This window comes from Hymenobacter sp. PAMC 26628 (assembly GCF_001562275.1).
In the GTDB taxonomy this organism is placed as follows: domain Bacteria; phylum Bacteroidota; class Bacteroidia; order Cytophagales; family Hymenobacteraceae; genus Hymenobacter.
Map to the genome: position 1 here is coordinate 2,779,286 of NZ_CP014304.1, position 17,304 is coordinate 2,796,589.

At 62.5% G+C, this 17,304-nt stretch carries 15 protein-coding genes; 7 read left to right on the forward strand and 8 right to left on the reverse strand.

Annotated features, from left to right (window positions below; translation table 11 throughout):
• Positions 1-20 precede the first annotated feature (20 nt).
• The 3 genes from AXW84_RS12235 to AXW84_RS12245 all read right to left on the reverse strand — a co-directional run bounded on the left by AXW84_RS12235 (position 21) and on the right by AXW84_RS12245 (position 5,683).
• Positions 21-1,328 (reverse strand): M20/M25/M40 family metallo-hydrolase, encoded by a 1,308-nt coding sequence (locus AXW84_RS12235; protein WP_071891263.1) that lies wholly within the window; start codon positions 1,326-1,328, stop codon positions 21-23.
• Positions 1,329-1,457: 129 nt separating this feature from the next.
• A complete protein-coding gene (locus tag AXW84_RS12240) occupies positions 1,458-2,153 on the reverse strand; it encodes a hypothetical protein (RefSeq protein WP_068233397.1) in 696 nt (231 codons plus the stop codon).
• Between the two features lie 83 nt (positions 2,154-2,236).
• The gene (locus AXW84_RS12245) at positions 2,237-5,683 is read right to left on the reverse strand and encodes a pyruvate carboxylase (protein WP_068233400.1); all 3,447 of its coding nucleotides are present in this window, start codon (positions 5,681-5,683) and stop codon (positions 2,237-2,239) included.
• 285 nt (positions 5,684-5,968) lie between these two features.
• Between AXW84_RS12245 and AXW84_RS12250 the strand changes: the two genes are divergently transcribed.
• The 7 genes from AXW84_RS12250 (at position 5,969) to AXW84_RS12280 (ending at position 12,455) form a co-directional block, all read left to right on the forward strand.
• The gene (locus AXW84_RS12250) at positions 5,969-6,493 is read left to right on the forward strand and encodes a DDE transposase family protein (protein ID WP_068233403.1); all 525 of its coding nucleotides are present in this window, start codon (positions 5,969-5,971) and stop codon (positions 6,491-6,493) included.
• Between the two features lie 164 nt (positions 6,494-6,657).
• Positions 6,658-6,855, forward strand: coding sequence for a hypothetical protein (locus tag AXW84_RS12255; protein ID WP_157886978.1), 198 nt, complete (start codon positions 6,658-6,660; stop codon positions 6,853-6,855).
• Positions 6,856-6,954: 99 nt separating this feature from the next.
• Positions 6,955-7,791, forward strand: a complete 837-nt coding sequence (locus tag AXW84_RS24005) for a TlpA disulfide reductase family protein (protein ID WP_236943340.1) — start codon at positions 6,955-6,957, stop codon at positions 7,789-7,791.
• Between the two features lie 336 nt (positions 7,792-8,127).
• A complete protein-coding gene (locus AXW84_RS12265; RefSeq protein ID WP_068233411.1) occupies positions 8,128-8,844 on the forward strand; it encodes an SDR family NAD(P)-dependent oxidoreductase in 717 nt (238 codons plus the stop codon).
• A gap of 107 nt (positions 8,845-8,951) precedes the next feature.
• Positions 8,952-10,274, forward strand: a complete 1,323-nt coding sequence (locus tag AXW84_RS12270) for a cryptochrome/photolyase family protein (RefSeq protein ID WP_068233413.1) — start codon at positions 8,952-8,954, stop codon at positions 10,272-10,274.
• Positions 10,275-10,332: 58 nt separating this feature from the next.
• A complete protein-coding gene (locus AXW84_RS12275; protein WP_068233415.1) occupies positions 10,333-10,962 on the forward strand; it encodes a TetR/AcrR family transcriptional regulator in 630 nt (209 codons plus the stop codon).
• A 182-nt stretch (positions 10,963-11,144) separates the two neighbouring features.
• Positions 11,145-12,455, forward strand: coding sequence for an ABC1 kinase family protein (locus AXW84_RS12280; RefSeq protein WP_068233419.1), 1,311 nt, complete (start codon positions 11,145-11,147; stop codon positions 12,453-12,455).
• A 166-nt stretch (positions 12,456-12,621) separates the two neighbouring features.
• On the opposite strand, the gene AXW84_RS12285 is transcribed toward AXW84_RS12280, so the two are convergent.
• The 5 genes from AXW84_RS12285 to trpB all read right to left on the reverse strand — a co-directional run bounded on the left by AXW84_RS12285 (position 12,622) and on the right by trpB (position 17,301).
• Positions 12,622-13,032: a hypothetical protein gene (locus AXW84_RS12285; RefSeq protein ID WP_157886980.1), complete on the reverse strand. Its 411-nt coding sequence runs from the start codon at positions 13,030-13,032 to the stop codon at positions 12,622-12,624.
• A gap of 142 nt (positions 13,033-13,174) precedes the next feature.
• Positions 13,175-13,912 (reverse strand): hypothetical protein, encoded by a 738-nt coding sequence (locus AXW84_RS12290; protein WP_068233428.1) that lies wholly within the window; start codon positions 13,910-13,912, stop codon positions 13,175-13,177.
• A 260-nt stretch (positions 13,913-14,172) separates the two neighbouring features.
• Positions 14,173-15,177, reverse strand: coding sequence for a 3-deoxy-7-phosphoheptulonate synthase (gene aroF, locus AXW84_RS12295; RefSeq protein ID WP_068233430.1), 1,005 nt, complete (start codon positions 15,175-15,177; stop codon positions 14,173-14,175).
• Between the two features lie 17 nt (positions 15,178-15,194).
• Positions 15,195-15,971 (reverse strand): tryptophan synthase subunit alpha, encoded by a 777-nt coding sequence (trpA, locus tag AXW84_RS12300; RefSeq protein ID WP_068233432.1) that lies wholly within the window; start codon positions 15,969-15,971, stop codon positions 15,195-15,197.
• Positions 15,972-16,092: 121 nt separating this feature from the next.
• Entirely contained in the window at positions 16,093-17,301 is a 1,209-nt protein-coding gene (gene trpB, locus AXW84_RS12305) for a tryptophan synthase subunit beta (RefSeq protein WP_068233436.1), read from the reverse strand.
• Positions 17,302-17,304 lie beyond the last annotated feature (3 nt).

A 17,304-nucleotide genomic window follows, 5' to 3' on the forward strand; every position in this document is an offset into this window, starting at 1 on the left:
CACCGGCTGGGGCCCCGCGGTTACTTCTCGGGGGCCACGCGGGTGGGGGTTTGCGTGCCCGCCACGATGCCGCGGGCGCTGCGCGCAATGGCCGAAATCACGGCCGTCATGTTCTTCACGTCCAGGCTACTCACCTCGTCGTCCACGCTGTGGTACAGCTTATCGGTTGGAATCTGGTCGGTGCTGATGGTGTGGGCCGGCACGCCTAGGCGGGCCAGCGTGGCGTTGTCGGAGCGGTAAAACAGGTTTTGCGCGGGGTACGGGTCGGGCTCAAACTTAAATTCGGTGCCCTTCAGGTTTTCCTGTAACAGCGGGCCAAAATTCGACTTATCGTAACCGGTGATGAACGCTGTTTTGGGACCAAACTTGGCCTCCTTGCCAATCATTTCGATGTTGAACATGGCCACCACTTGCTGCGGGTCGAGCTGCTTCGAGAAATACTGGGAGCCAAAACCGCCCTTTTCCTCGGCCGCGAACGCCACGAAGAGCAGCGGCCGGGCGTTGTCTTTCTTCTGCTTAAAGTATTCGGCCAGGGCCACCACGGCGGTAGTGCCGCTAGCATCGTCGTCGGCGCCGTTGGCAATGGAGTCGCCCGCCACAGCCTTTAGGATGCCAAGGTGGTCGTAATGGCCTGAAAAGACCACAAACTCCTGGGCCCGCTTCGGGTTGCGGCCGGGCAGTACCCCCACGAGGTTGCGCAGCGCCACGGGCTGCACCGTGGTGCTGGCGCTGATGCGGTAGGTGGACGTGGCCGGGGCCGTAGTCAGCACAAACACCGTCGAGTACGGTCCGGGGCGCTCGGCGCTCATGAGGCCGCCCTCAATATGGCCGGCCAGTTGGTTGAAGGCCTTGGTATGCGCCGTATCGACGAACACAAGCGTGTTGGCCTTGGGATTGAGCAGCTCATACATTTTGCGCCGCTCGGACGTCTCCGGTCCTACCACCACCACCTTAGTGGGCTGCGCATCCTCGCTCAGCCAGGTCAGGCCGGGCTGCCCCGACACGACCAGCACCTGGCCCGGCACCAGCGGCCGGCCGTTCAGGATGGCGTTCACCGGGCCGGGCTTGCTCTGGTAGGCGGTGAAGGCCTGCTCGAAGCCCGCCAGGCCCGGCAGCGGCTGCAAGCCGATGCGGGCAAACTCGCCGGCCAGAAACTGCGCGGCCTTGGCGTCGCCGCCGGGCTGGCCGGTGCCGCGCCCCTGCATATCGTCGGCGGCCAGTGTATTCAGCACCCGCGCCACGGTAGTGCCCGAAACACTCTCCTTAGTTTGAGCCGCGGCGGGCAGCGCGAGGCTAAGCAACGCGCAGGCACGGAGTATTTTGTGCATGATTAAAACAGTTTTTAAGGTGGTAGCTGTAGCGCGGACTTTGTAGATTACGCTACAGTATTATCGGTGCATTGGCTTGGTAATCAGGCTTAAAAAGCAGCTTACAAGCTCAACAACCACGCCGGGGCCCTACGGCACTAGCGGATCGAGGGCGGCCACGGTGGCGCACAGCTCAGCTTCGGTGCTGAGGCTGCCTTTGCGGGCTTTCAGGGCTTGTTCGGCGGCGGGGTAAGCAGCCAGCACCTCTTGCAGGCTGGCACGCTTGGGGCGCACCTCGGCCAGGCGGCCGTTGGGGCCCCGGAGGTAGTACTTGGGGCGGTCGGCGTAGGCGCTGACGCTAGCGGGGGCGGCGTAGCTCGAAGTAGAGGCCGGCGCCTGCTCCACCGCTTTGTCCCAATATTTCAGCAATTGTAGGTGGAGGCCGGGCGTCAGCACTTCGGCAAAGCCATCCGGGGCCCCGGACGCGCCCAGGGGCACGAAGCGCCGGGCGGCCGGGCCGGGCGTCAGCGTGAATTCTTGGAGCTGGCCGAGCGGCACCACCACCGAGTCGCCCTGGGCCCGGCGCACCCGTAGCTGTTGGTGCACCACGTCGTACTTCACCGGCACCAGTTTGGGCGCGGCGTTGCCACGCAGCAGCACCGCGGCCGGCGTCCAGGCACGCAGCAGCAGCGGGCTGCCCTGCACGCCGTCGTCGGGCGGGCTGAACGCCACGATGCTGTTGCCCTTGTCGAGCACGTCGGTGTAGTTGTTGCCCACCGTGCCCGTGGACTGCCCAAAGCCGAGCGCGGGCCCGGCCAGCAGCGGAAGCAGCAAACGGTAATGCATGAGCGAAATGAGGTTGACAACAAATGATTTACGTGCACTAATGCCGGCAGGCATTAGGGCCCCGGGGCCCTAACGCCTGCCGGCTACGCCACCGTCAGCACCAGGTCGTCGGCGGCCACGCGGGTGCCCACGGCCAAGTCCAGGCTGGCTACGGTGAGGTCGTGGGGGGCGGTGATGGTGGTTTCCATCTTCATGGCTTCGATGACGAACAGCGGCGTGTTGCGCGGCACGGCCGCCCCGGCCTCCACCAGCACCTTGCTGAGCATGCCTTGCAGCGGCGCGGCAATCTGGTGCGGGTTGTTTTTGTCGGCCTTCGGGTTGCTCACTTTGGTGACGGCCACGGCGCGGTCGCGCACTTCCAGGTTGCGGGTTTGGCCGTTGAGGATGAAAAACAGCGTGCGGCAGCCCTCCTCGTTCACGGGCCCCACGGACTGCACGCTCACGAGCACCGACTTGCCGCGGGCAATTTCGACGATGGTTTCCTCGCCCAGCTCCAGGCCGTAGAAAAACACCGGCGTGGGCACCCGGCTCACGTCGCCGTATTGCTCGCGGTGGGCCCAGTATTCCTCGAACACCTTGGGATAGAGCAAGCTGGAGAGCAGGTGGGTGAACTTGCCGCCGGGGTGCGTTTCCTGAAATGCGGCCCACTCCTTGTCAAAATCGATGGGCGCCAAGTGGTCGTTGGGCCGGTCGGTAAAGGGCGTTTCGTTGCGCAGCACCAGCTTTTGCAGCTGGGCGGGCCAGCCGCCCTCGGGCTGCCCAATGTCGCCGCGGAACAGCTCGTGCACCGATTCGGGGAAGCTCAGCGTCTCCCCTTTTTCCATCACGTCGGCCGGGCTCAGGTTGTTGCTCACCATGAACAAGGCCATGTCGCCCACCACTTTGCTGCTGGGCGTCACCTTCACAATGTCGCCAAACATCTGGTTCACGTCGGCAAAGCGCTGCTTCACTTCCTCGAACTTATCGGCCAAGCCCAGCGACGCCGCCTGGGGCCGCAGGTTGGAGTACTGCCCGCCCGGAATCTCGTGCTGGAACACCTCCGACGTGCCCGCCTTCAGGCCGGACTCGAAGGGGTAATAGTGCTCGCGCACGGCCTCCCAGTAGTTACTGAACTCGTTGAGCGAGGCTTGGTCGAACTCGCGGTGGCGGGGCGTGTGGCGCAGCATTTCCACCGCCGAGTTGAAGTTGGGCTGCGAGGTGAGGCCCGACAGGGCCCCCAGCGCCACGTCAATCACGTTCACGCCCGCCTCCACGGCCTTGAGGTAGGTGGCGGCTTGCAGGCTGCTGGTGTCGTGGGTGTGCAGGTGAATGGGCAGCTTCACGGTGTCGCGCAGGCCGGCAATGAGCTCACCGGCGGCGTAGGGCTTCAGCAGCCCGGCCATGTCCTTGATGCAGAGGATGTGGGCCCCGGCATCTTCCAACTGCTTGGCCAGCTTGAGGTAGTAAGCGAGCGAGTACTTGGTCCGCTTCGGATCCATAATATCGCCGGTGTAGCAGATGGCGGCCTCGGCCAGGCGGTCGGTTTTGCGCACGAAGTTGATGCACGATTCCATGCCTTTCATCCAGTTCAGCGAGTCGAAAATGCGGAACACGTCCACGCCCGTTTCGGCCGCCACCTGCACGAATTTCTCGGTCAGGTTGTCCGGGTAGGCCTTGTAGCCCACGCCGTTGGCCCCGCGGATCAGCATTTGCAGCAGGATGTTGGGCACGGCCTCGCGCAGGCGGGCCAGGCGGGCCCACGGGTCTTCGTGCAGGAAGCGCAGGGCTACGTCAAACGTGGCGCCGCCCCACACCTCCAGTGAGAAGGTTTGGGGGTGGCGCTGGGCGTAGGCGCGGGCCACTTTCAGCATGTCGTAGGTGCGCAGGCGGGTGGCCAGCAGGCTCTGGTGGGCGTCGCGCAGGGTGGTGTCGGTGTAGTGCACCCGGGGCTCGGCGCGCAGCCATTCGGCGAATTTCTCGGGGCCCAGTTCGTCGAGCTTCTGCTTGGTACCGGGCGCGGGGGTGGCGTCGGCGTCGAAGTGCGGCAGGCGCGGACGGCGCAGCGCGGGGCGCGGAGCCTCGCGCACGGCGGCGGGCACGTCGGCGTTGCCGTTGACCACCACGTCGCCGATGAAGTGCAGCAGGCGCGTGGCCCGGTCGAGGCGCGTCTCAAACTTGAACAGGCCGGGGTGGTCCTTGATGAAATCGACGGTGGCGCGGCCGGCCTGGAAGTCGGGGTCGGCCACGATGTTTTGCAAAAACTGAATGTTGGTGCGCACCCCGCGCACCCGGAACTCTTCCAGCGTGCGCAGCATCTTCAGGGCCGCCCCGGCCAGCGTGGCCGAGTGCGTGGACACCTTCACCAGCAGCGAGTCGAAAAACGGCGACACCACGGCCCCCGGGTACACCGAGCCCTCGTCGAGGCGCACGCCGAAGCCGCCCGCCGAGCGGTACGCCACGATGGTGCCGTAGTCGGGCTTGAAGTCGTTGGCCGGGTCCTCGGTGGTCACGCGGCACTGGATGGCACAGCCCATGCGCGGCACCGCCACGCCCTCGCCCAGCCCAATTTCGGGCGATTCGAGCGGGTAGCCGGCGGCGATGAAGAGCTGGGTTTTGATCAGGTCGATGCCCGTAATCATCTCGGTCACCGTGTGCTCCACCTGAATGCGGGGGTTTACTTCGATGAAGTAAATCCGGTCCTGCTCGGGGTTCACCAGGAACTCCACCGTGCCCACGTTGTCGTAGCCCACGGCGCGCCCGATGCGCAGCGCGTACTCGTACAAGAGGTGGCGCTGGTGCTCGGGCAAGTCGAGGGCGGGAGCCACCTCCACCACTTTCTGGAAGCGGCGCTGCACCGAGCAGTCGCGCTCGTACAAGTGCACGAGGTGGCCGTGCTGGTCGCCCACGAGCTGCACTTCGATGTGCTTGGGCCGCTCCACGAACTTCTCCAGGAACACCGTGTCGTCGCCGAAGGCGTTCAGGGCCTCGTTGCGGGCCTCAAAAAAGCCTTTCTCCAGCTGCTCGTCGTCGCGGATGACGCGCATGCCGCGGCCACCGCCGCCGCTGGCCGCCTTCAGCATCACGGGGTAGCCGATGCGCTGGGCCTCGCTCTTCGCGGTTTCGAAGTCGTTCAGCTCTTTTTCGCTGCTCTCAATCTGGGGAACCTGGCACTCCACGGCCACGGCCTTGGCGCGCACCTTATCGCCGAGGGCCTCCATGGCCTCGGGCCGGGGCCCCACGAAGATGATGCCCTCCTCGCGGCAGCGGCGGGCCAGGGTGGCGTTTTCGCTCAGGAAGCCGTAGCCGGGGTGGATGGCGTTGGCCCCGTTGGCCTGGGCCACCCGCAGCAGCCCTTCGATGTCGAGGTAGGGCTTCAGCGGCTCGTCGTCGCCGCCGATCTGGTAGGCCTCGTCGGCCTTGTAGCGGTGCTGCGAGTAGCGGTCTTCGTGGGTGTACACGGCCACCGTGGGGATGTTGAGCTCGGTGGCGGCGCGCAGCACACGGATGGCGATTTCGCCCCGGTTGGCGACGAGTAGCTTGGTAATTTTCATACGGAACAGCGGTTTACTAGCCAGCGGCTAAGCTACGGCCGGGGCCCGGTCAATGCTAATTATTCAATTTTCTATTGGACGCTGGTAGTGAATCTTCGCTTCCAGGCCGGCCGCGGGCCCACTCGGCTAGCCGAACCTTCGCCCTTTGGAACCGTTGTTATACAATAGACCTAATGCGGAAAGTATGGTTATTATACCCCGCGAGGTGAGGTCGTAAATTGGGGCCTGAATTATTCCGCGCTACGCGAGCGGCCTACGCAGTTTCTGGCCCTGACCAGCCTGCACGTGGCCGAATTTGACGACCTGCTCACCGATTTTGGCCCGGCCTGGGAGCGCTACCACCGCTACCACACCCTGGACGGCGTGCGGCGGCGGCCCGCCCATCAGGAACGCGCCAATGCGGTGCTGGCGGGCACGGACACCACGCTGTTTTTTCTGCTCACCTATCCCAAAAGCAATGCGTTACAGCAGCACCAGGCGGCCAGCTTTGGCGTGTCGCAGACCCGCGTTAGCCGTTTGGCCACCAGCTTGCTGGCCGTGCTCAATCGCGTGCTGGCCCGGCGCGGGCTGCTGCCCGTGCGTGACGGGGCCGAACCAGCCCAGCACCTGGCGACCCACCCGGCGAAGGTCTTTCCCTGTGACGGGGTCGGGCGCGGCATTCCCCGCAACGCCGACCGCGACGGGCAGGCAGAAGAATACAGGGCTAAAAAAAGCGCACCGCCTCAAAAACATGACCTTCATGCGACGACACGCAGTACGTGCATTTTCTCTACGCCACAGAAGCCGGCTGCCTGCACGACAAGAAACTAGCTGACGAGTACGCCCTCCACCTACCGGCTGGTAGCGTCCTACGGCAGGACCTGGGGCTGCCAGGCCACACGCCGGTTGGGGTCTTGGTGGAGATGCCCCACAAGAAACCGCCGAAGCGCGAATGGACGTTTTCACAAAAGCTTTACAATCAGCTGATCAGCCCCTTGCGCGTAGTCATCGCGTACGCCCACTGCGGCAGTAAGCGCCTCCGCATGGCCCAGGATACTTTGCGCCTACGCGGCGAGTGGGTGCGCGATACGGTGATCGTCGTGGCCTGCGGCCTGCACAACCTGCGCGTCACCAGTCCGCACCGCGCCTATCTCGCGCACCCACCCGTGAAAATCCCCAATCAATCCGAATAAGGTTTAATAATCAACGCCCTGTCGCCCATTAAAAAAGCGCTTTTAATTAATCTGTTTCTGGCCCCGGCCGCAGTCTTTGCACAGGGCGGTGCTTATACGCTGAATAGTAAGGTAGCCCAACCCGGCGCTGCATCGACTAAAGCTAAAGCGTATTTATTTCATCCAAGTGCTACGGGCGATGTAACTGATTCGGCACTTGTAAGGGGCGGCCAATTTCAGTTCACCGGCGTAGTGGCCAACCCAATGAGGGCAATGCTTGTGCTCGACCACACGGGCCAGGGCATGAAGATGCTTCGCCGGGTAGCCGACCGATTGGAAATTTATTTAGAACCAGGCGTTACAACCCTCAGTAGCCCGGATTCTATATTCAAATCTCAGTTGACGGGTGGCTCCTACAACAATGATTATGATAAGCTGCGTCAGACCTTGCGGCCGGGCCAGCGGCAAATTGAGCAACTGGAAAAGAGTTACAATCTACCTGCTTCGGCTGGCCCGACCAAAGAAGTGTACCAAGCGCAAGTGATGGCCCGCTACGAGGCAGTTGCGCAGCAACAGAGGCAGTTGCTGACCACTTTTATTAAAACCAACCCGGACGCTCCAATTGGTTTCGATATCTTGCAGCAATTCGGAGGCTCGGTGCCCGAATACGCTGATGTGGCACCGTTGTACGCGGCGATTTCGCCCAGAATGCGGGCCAGCCCGGCTGGCCAGGCGTATGCTGTCCTGCTGAAGCGCATAAAAAAGACCGCGCTGGGCACCGTCGCGCCGGAATTTGCGCAACGCACCCCGACCGGCAAAATTCTAAAATTATCCGACCTGAGGGGCAGGTACGTGCTGATAGATTTTTGGGCTTCGTGGTGTGGTCCCTGCCGCGGAGAAAATCCTAACGTCGCCGGCGTGTATAATCAGTTTAAGAACCAAAATTCACCGTCTTAGGGGTTTCGCTCGACCAGGAAAAAAGCCGGACTGCCTGGGTGGCGGCCATCGAAAAAGACTGATTATCCTGGCCGCAAGTATCGGGCTTAAAGGGTTTTGACAACGAAGCGGCCGTACTGTACGGGGTGCAGGCCATTCCGCAAAACTTCTTATTGGACCCCGACGGCAAGATTGTGGCGAAGAACCTACGGGGGAAAGCGCTAGGGGAGAAAATAGCGCAATTGCTGAAGTGAACCGGGGCCGCCGTTGCGGGCAGTGCCTCCCCGAATTACTGACCGCTGGAAGTTGCCGAGCCGGTTTTGCGAAACCTTCCCCAATTTCAGCAGTTAGCCCCGCATGAATTTCGACCAGAAACACCTCCTCATCGTCGGCGCCTCCTCCGGCATCGGCCTGGCCACGGCCAAGTTGCTCAGTGGCCTGGGGGCCCACGTGCACACAGCTTCCCGCCACGAGTCGCCCGAGCTGGCTGCCCTGAACACCAACTACTTCAGCTACGACGCCACCCAGCCCGTGGGCACGGCCTTCGACCACCTGCCCGATACTCTGCACGGCGTGGTGTACTGCCCCGGCAGCATCAAGCTGCGTCCGTTCGAGCGCATTCCGGCCGAAGACTTTCAGGCCGATTTCGACCTGAACGTACTCGGGGCCGTGCGCGTGCTGCAAGCCACCATGAAGCGCCTGAAAAAGGCGGAGGGCGGCGCCTCGGTGGTGCTGTTCAGCACCGTGGCGGCCGACACGGGCATGAGCTTCCACGCCAGCATCGCCACCGCCAAGGCCGCCGTGGAGGGCCTCACCCGGGCCCTGGCGGCCGAGTATGCGGCCAGCAATGTGCGCGTGAATTGCATCGCACCCTCGCTCACCAACACGCCGCTGGCCGCCCCCCTGCTTAGCACGCCCGAAAAGGCCGAGGCCGGGGCCAAGCGCCACCCCTTGCAGCGCATCGGCCAGCCCGAGGACCTGGCCTACACCGCCTCGTTTTTACTGTCCGACCACAGCAGCTTCGTCACCGGCCAAGTGCTGGCCGTGGACGGCGGCATGGGCAAACTGAAGTAGCTTTTTAGTTGTCAGTTTTTGGTTGTCAGTTGTTGGTGGCTTTGCTGAGAGCTGCAACGAAAAACCGACAACTGGCAACGAACAACTGACAATCGACAAATAACTGCATGAAAATCTGCTTGTTCTGGCACCGGCGCGATTTGCGCATTCACGACAATGCGGGCCTGGCGGCGGCCCTGGCCAGCGGCCTGCCGGTGGTGCCGCTGTTCATCTACGATTCTGACATTCTCGACCATTTGCCTGACCCGGCCGATGCCCGGCTTACCTACATCTTCGACCAAGTGGAGCGGCTGGCGCAGGAGACCGAAGCGGCCGGGGGCACCTTTCTGGCCCGCTATGGCAAGCCAGCCGCCGTGCTGGAAGCGCTGGTGCAGGAATTCGACGTGGCCACCGTGTACACCAACGAAGATTACGAGCCCTACGCCACGCGGCGCGACGCCGAAGTGGGGGCCCTACTAGGCCGCCACGGCGTGGACTTCCAACTTTACAAAGACCAGGTAATCTTCGCCAAAGACGAGATTATGACCAAATCGGGCACTGTGCCCAAGGTGTTCGGGGCCTACCACAAAACCTTCTTGGCCCGGCTCACCGACGAGATGCTGTTGCCCTACGGCTCGCGGGAGGCTTTTACGCAAGCCCGCTTGCACGCTTTGCCGCCGGCCGCCGGCCCGCGCCCCACACTGGCCAGCATGGGCTTCGAGCGCAAAGAGCAGTACGTGCCCACTGCCGACCTGCCGGCCGAAGACGTGGTGCGCCAATACCACAAAACCCGCAACACGCCCGCCTTGCAAGACGGCACCACGCGCCTTTCGGTGCAGCTGCGCTTCGGCACCGTCAGCGTGCGCCAGGCGATGCGCCAGGCCAAAGCACTGAACCCAAAGCTGCTGGCTGAAATCAGCTGGCGCGACTTCTTTATGATGCTGCTCTGGCACTACCCCAATACCGCCACCGAAGCCTACGACCCCAAGATGCGGGCCGTGCCTTACCGCAACCACGAAGACGAGTTCAGTGCCTGGTGCGAGGGCCGCACCGGCTACCCGCTCGTGGACGCGGGCATGCGCGAGCTGAACGCCACGGGCTACCTGCCCAACCGCGTGCGCATGACCGTAGCCGGCTTTCTGGTTAAGCAGTTGTTCATCGACTGGCGTTGGGGCGAAAAATATTTCGCCGACAAGCTGCTCGACTACGAGCTGGCCAACAACGTCGGCAACTGGCAGTGGATGGCGGGCACCGGGGCCGTCTCGGCCCCCTGGTTCCGGGTGTACAGCCCCGCCAGCCAAATTGAGCAAGTGGACCCCCACCGCGAGTACGTGCGCCGCTGGATTCCTGAACTGGACACCCCAGCCTACCCCGCCCCCATTGTGGAGCACAAATTTGGCCGTGACCGCGCCGTGGAAGCCCTGCGCAAAGCCCGCCAAGAAGCCGGGTAGCGCTGGCGTTAATTACCAAAAACCCGAACCGTTCGGGGCCCCAACGGGTTATTACACCATGGAAAAGGACCGCATCAAACAAGCCTATCTGGACTTCGTGCTCAACGAGGGCCACCCCCCCGCGTCGGTGTTCAAGCTCACCCAGCAACTGGGCGGCTCCGAGGCGGAATTCTACCAGCACTACCCCAATTTTGAGGCCATCGACCGCGAAATATGGGCCGACTTTGGCAAGCAAGCTCGCACTGCTGCTGCCAGCGAGCCGGTGTGGGAGGGCTACGGCAGCCGCGAGAAGCTACTGGCGTTCTACTACACGCTGCTTGAAATTCTTAAGCAAAACCGTTCCTACGCCCTCATGAGCCTGCGCCGCTCGCTGCACCGCATGCCGGGCCTCTCGCCCCGCGTGCTCGACGATTTTCGCCAGGATTTCGAGCGCTTCGTAGCCGATTTGCTGACCGATGGGCGCGTGAGCGGCGAAATCGCCAACCGCCCACTGGTGCAGGACGGCTACCCGCGTTTCTTCTGGCAGCAAGTGTTGTTCGTGCTCGGCTTTTTCGCTAAAGACGACACCGTGAACTTCGAGCGTACCGACGCCGCCGTGGAAAAAGCAGTCACGCTCAGCTTCGACCTCGTGGGTCGCAACACCCTGGATTCAGCCTTCGATTTCGTGCGTTTCCTGGTGCGGCGCTAATTAATTGACTCATTTATTATTTGGCGAATAGTTAATTAAAAGGCCGTCATGCTGAGCGCAGTCGAAGCATCTCTCCATAGCAGTAATTATTTACTTGCGCAGTAGAGATGCCTCGACGACGCTCAGCATGACGGCCTTTTGGCCTTTTTAATTATTGTTTCGATTATTAATTAATAAAATCAATGTCTGCCGATCAACCGCTTACCTCGTTGCCCACTACCAAGGTGGCGCGCGCCGCCCGTTTTGCCCGCACCGGCCTGAACGTGGGAGCTAACTACGTGAAGCACTACGCCAAGAAAGCCGTCGGCGCTGCGTCGTCGATGGAAGACTTGCACACCGCCAACGCCGCCGAGCTGTACGGGGCCCTGAGCGAAATGAAGGGCTCCGTGCTGAAAGTGGCGCAGATGCTGGCAATGGAGAAAAACATGCTGCCCACGGCCTATTCAGACCAGTTTGCCCAGGCCCAGTACCAGACGCCTCCCCTCTCGGGGCCCCTGGTCATCAAAGCATTCCGCGACGCTTTTGGTCAGTCACCGTTCCAGGTGTTCGACGAATTTGAGCCGGCGGCGCGGCAGGCGGCCAGTATTGGCCAAGTGCACTTTGCCCACAAAGAAGGCCGCGACCTGGCCGTGAAAGTGCAGTACCCCGGTGTGGCCGCCAGCATCAAGTCCGATATCAACCTGGTGAAGCCCATCGCCTTGCGCGTAATGGGCCTGAGCGAAACCCAGGTGCGCCCGTACCTGGAAGAGGTAGAGGCGCGCCTAATCGAGGAAACCGACTATGCCTTGGAGCTGCGCCGCGGCCAGGAAATTGCGGCCCGCTGCGCGCACCTGGCGCACCTGCAATTCCCGTGCTACTACCCCGAGCTGTCGAGCCCGCGCATCCTCACCATGGACTGGCTGCCCGGCCAGCACCTCAAGGAATTCCTGGCTACAGGCCCCAGCCAGGCCGTACGCAACCAACTCGGCCAAGCCTTGTGGGATTTTTACCAGTTCCAGCTTAACGAATTGCGCCAAGTGCACGCCGATCCGCACCCGGGCAATTTTTTAATGCGTGCCGAGGACGGCGGCACGCTGGGCGTGCTCGACTTCGGCTGCGTAAAGGAAGTACCCGCTGACGTATACCACCAATTCACCGCCCTGCTGGCCCCCGAAACTTTCGCCGACGAAGCCCGCCTACGCGCCCTGCTCACCGAAGCCAACGTGCTGCGCGCCAGCGACCCTGCCCCCATGCAGGCCCTATACTTGCGTACACTGCGCGCCTCGCTGGAGCTGGTGGGCCGCCCCTTCCGCCAGCCGGTGTTCGACTTCGGCGACCCGGCTTACATGGCCGCGCTCTACGCGCTGGGCGACGACCTGATGGCTGACCCCGAGCTGCGGCAGCAGCGTGAGCCCCGTGGCTCGGCTCACTTCATCTACCTCAACCGCACCTACGTTGGTCTGTTTGCCCTGCTCACGGAGTTAGGGGCCAAGGTAGAAACCGGACGGGAGTAGCAGATTTTCCATCAATCAGCTCCCACAAAGCGGCGCTGTTGCACGCCCATGCCCAACTCTTAGGTGATGCGATGACGTATGGATTGCCCCAAAAAACATCGCCATGCCCAAAATACTGGCTTATCGGCGCGGAAACGGGGCCGCACAGTCTTTCATTCCGCGGTAACTATTGCTTTGGCGCTGGCTTGCCGTATGCTTGTACGGGCTCGTAGGTCATACCCAATTTGGTATCGCCGGTGATGGTGAGGTTCAGGTTGGCCGTGGTAGCGCTGGGGTTCAGCAGTACAGCCGTGGAGCCAGCCGCGAACTGCAGCACGCCCGACTGGCTGGGGCTCAGGGTGACTTTGCCAAACGTGCCGCCACCCTTGGGCCGCTCGCGGATTTCGACGGGTACCGTACCGATGTTTTTGGCAGCTACTTTAAACGCGCCGCGTTGGTCGCCGCCCAAAATAAATTGCTTGCCCGACTCGATAAACAAATTAGAATGAATAGTACCGGCCAGGGCCAGCAATGGCAACAACAAACAAGCCAAGGCATACAGGTGCCTAGATGCTACAAAACGGAGGAAGCGCTTCATGGCTAAGGGGTTGGGGTTGGTGAAACGATGCTCCAAAAGTCGTGGTTGGCCGTTTAACCTGCGCACCATTTCATGCATTGAGCCGTCCCAAACCATGGTTTGGGACGGCTCAATGCAGTTGTGTTGATTTTGACCTGGGGCCCTAAGCAGCGTTGCGGTGCGGCACGGGCATCAGCACGCCGGCCAGTTCAGCGGCGCAGTCGGCCAGCTCTTCCCAGGTGGGCAGCACAAAGTACTGGTCCTGGAAACGGGTGCCGAGCACTGGCGTGTGCCGCACCGTTTCCACGCTGAAGGCGGGACGCGGCGTGGCTTCGTTCACGCAGTGGTGGATTTCGCCAGCCGACGATAGCAGCCCGGCGCCGTACAAGTGCGGCTTGCCGTTGTGCAGTACCAACCCAAATTCGGCCGTGAAGAAGTAAAGGGCCCACAGTTCGCGGCGGGCCACTGCATCGTCCGGGCACAGGGCCTGGGCGGCTTGGCCCAGCGTGTGCAAGAAATCGGCAAAGTGCGCGTCGAGCAGCATGGGCACGTGCCCAAACAGGTCGTGGAATAGGTCGGGCTCGGGGCTGAAATCGAAGTCCCGCATCGGCCGGAGGCGCGTCATCACTGGGAACTGCCGCTCGGCCAACAGCTTAAATAACGTCTCGGGGCTCAGCGCTTGCCCCACCGGCACCAGTTGCCAGCCGCTGAGCTGGAACACTTGGGCGCTCAGCATGGGCAAATCGGGAATAGCAGTACGGCACAGGCCAAGCTGGGCCACGGCGGCGCTGAACGCGGGCACGGCGCGCCGGTGCAGCAAGGCCGTCTGGCGGTCAAACAATACCTTCCAAACCAGCTGGTCCTGGGGAGAATAGCGGGGAGCGCGGGATTGCGTTAACATAGCTGAACACTTGGTGGGTGGGGCGAAAAAAAGCCCGAGTTCCTGGCGGAATCGGGCTTTGGTAGGTTTTTCAGGAAGAAGTAGGTTCATACTTCGTATTCCAATAGTACCGCGCGTAGACCGATTTTACCTCGCTTGAAGCAATTAATCATTAGGCGGACGTGTTTCGCGGTTTGGAAATTCATAACTGGGACGAAGATAGAAACAATCTCAGAGTATTCAATTTTCTTAATCAAACTTTTTTTGGGCCCCAGGGGGCCCTATTCCAACTCGCCGCGCAGGGCATACACCCGGCGCAGGTTGCGGATCAAGCGGGCCGATTCGGCAAAGTTCAGCGTCTGCTGGCCATCGGACGCGGCGGTTTCGGGCGTCTCGTGGGCTTCATAAAGGATGCCGTCGGCGCCGGCCAGCACGGCGGCCAGGGCCATGGCGGGCACGTAGTCGCGCAGGCCGATGCCGTGGCTGGGGTCGACCACCACGGGCAGGTGGGTCTTTTCTTTCAGAATGGGCACCGCGTTCAAATCCAAGGTGTTGCGGCTAGCTGTTTCGAACGTGCGGATGCCCCGCTCGCAGAGAATCAGCTTCTCGTTGCCGCCCGAAAACACGTACTCGGCCGACGAGAGCAGCTCTTCAATCGAGCCCGAAATACCACGCTTGATGAGCACCGGCTTGTCCACGCCGCCCAACGCGTCGAGCAGGTTGTAGTTCTGCGTGTTGCGGGCCCCCACCTGAAACACGTCCACGTAGTCGTGCATCTCCTCGACTTGCGACACCTGCATCACTTCGGTCACGATTTTGATGCCCCGGGCCCGGGCCAATTGATGGAATAATCGAAGACCATCCATCCCTAAACCACGAAACGCGTAGGGCGACGACCGGGGCTTGAACACGCCGCCGCGCATCAGGCGCACGCCGTTTTCGAGCAGGTGGTCCATTACCTTTTCCATCTGGGCCTCGCTCTCGATGCTGCACGGACCGGCGCACAGCGCCAGGCTGCCCTCGCCAATGGTCACGCCGTCGCCCAAGTCGATGACGGTGGGCTGCACGCGCCACTTGCGGCTCACCAGCTGGTAGTCGTCCGATACCTGGTGCACATCGCGCACGCCCGGCAGCTGGCCGATGGTACGCAAGTCCACCTCGCGCTTGCCGATGGCAATGAGGTAGTGCGCGTGCTGGGTGGTAACGTCGGTGGTTTTGTAGCCCTGCTCGGCCAAGTGCGCCGCCAGGGCGGGCACAGAGGCCTGGGGTTCGAGTTGGAGAATCATACGGGTGGGTTGGGAGCTTAATTCTTAATGCCGGCCACAAACGCCGCGGCCGCGGCCGGCGCATCCGGGGCCCCTTCGAGGGCCTTGATTAGGGCCGAGCCGATAATGGCACCGTCGGCGTGGCGGCAGGCGCGCTGGTACGACGCTTTGTCGGCAATGCCGAAGCCGATGAGGCGCGGCGTTTTCAGGCCCATGGCCTCGATGCGCCGGAAGTAGTCGTCCTGCACGGTGGTATCGGCCGGGCCGACGTTGCCGGTGATGCCGGGGCCCGACACTAGGTACAGAAACGCTTCGCTGATGCCGTCGAGGTGGCGGATGCGGGCTTCGCTGGTTTGGGGCGTAACGAGGAACACCGGCCGCAGGCCATGGCGCCGAAACGTCTCGGCGTACTCTTCCTCGTATTCGGCCACCGGCAGGTCGGGCAGAATCACGCCGTCGACGCCCGCCGCGGCGGCCTCGCGGCAAAAGTTCTCCATCCCAAATTGCAGTACCGGGTTGAGGTAGCCCATGAGCAGCACCGGCGTATCGGGCAGGGCGGCGCGCAGGGGCCCCAGCTGGCCAAACAGCGTCTTAATGTTCATCCCGTTGGCCAGGGCCAGCGTACTGCTGTGCTGAATCACGGGCCCGTCGGCTAACGGGTCGGAAAACGGCATCCCGATTTCCAGCATGTCGGCCCCCGCGGCTACCAGGGCCTGGGCCAGCGGCAACGTATCGGCGAGGGCCGGGTAGCCGGCGGTGAAGTAAATGTTGAGCAGGTTTTGCTTCTGCTCAAAAGCGGTTTGGATGCGGTTCATGACGCGCGAAGTTTCGCTAAATTTAGAATTAGGGTTCGACAAGTGTTATTCCTGACCCTACTGGTTGACAAGCCTTTGCGAAACTTAACTTTCAAACTTCGCGGCCCTCTGCGCAGCGGGGCTAGGTCAACTTGTCGAAATTTTTCATGTACGTGTCAAGGTCCTTGTCGCCGCGGCCCGAGAGGTTGACCACCACTACGTCGTTGGGGCCGGCGCCGAGCTGGCCGAGGGCGGCCAGGGCGTGGGCCGTTTCCAAGGCCGGGATGATGCCTTCGAGGCGGGCGCACTCGCGCACGCCGGCCAGGGCTTCATCGTCGGTGATGGCAATGAAACGGGCGCGGCCGCTGGCGCCCAGCCAAGCGTGCAGGGGCCCAATGCCGGGGTAGTCGAGGCCCGCGCTCAGCGAGTAGGGCTCCGTGATTTGGCCGTCGGCGTCCTGCATCAGCAGCGTGCGGCTGCCGTGGATGATGCCCGGCGTACCCAGCACCGACGTGGCCGCCGAGTGCCCCGAGTGAATGCCGTGGCCAGCCGCTTCCACCGCCACCAGCTGCACGCTGGGCTCGTCGAGGAAGTGGTAGAACGCCCCGGCCGCGTTGGAGCCGCCGCCCACGCAAGCCACCACGTAATCAGGCAGTTCGGAACCGGTTTTTTCCAGCAGCTGCTTGCGCATCTCCTCGCTGATGACGGCTTGCAGGCGCGCCACCAGGTCGGGGTACGGGTGGGGCCCCACCACCGAGCCGATGATGTAGTGCGTGTCGATGGGGTTGGCAATCCAGTCGCGGATGGCCTCGTTCGTAGCGTCTTTCAGGGTGCGGCTGCCGCTGATGGCGGCGCGCACTTCGGCCCCCAGCAGGCGCATGCGGGCCACGTTAGGGGCCTGGCGTTCAATGTCGACCGAGCCCATGTACACCACGCAGGGCAGGCCCATCAGGGCGCACACGGTGGCGGTGGCCACGCCGTGCTGGCCAGCCCCGGTTTCGGCGATGATGCGCGTTTTGCCCAGGCGCTTGGCCAGCAAAATCTGGCCCACGGTGTTGTTGATTTTGTGGGCCCCGGTGTGGCACAAGTCTTCGCGCTTGAGGAAGACGCGGGTGTTGTATTTCTCGGACAGGCGCTGGGCTTCGAACAGCGGCGTGGGCCGGCCCACGTAGTCGCGCAGCAGTTGCTCGTACTCGGTACGAAAGCTGTCGGAGGCCAGAATTTCCTCGTACTGCGTGCGCAGCTCTTCCACGTTTGGAAACAGCATTTCGGGCACGAAGGCCCCGCCGAATTCGCCGTAGTAGCCGCGGGCCGTGGGGGTTTGGTAAGAAGTGATGGCAGAAGGAATCATGGC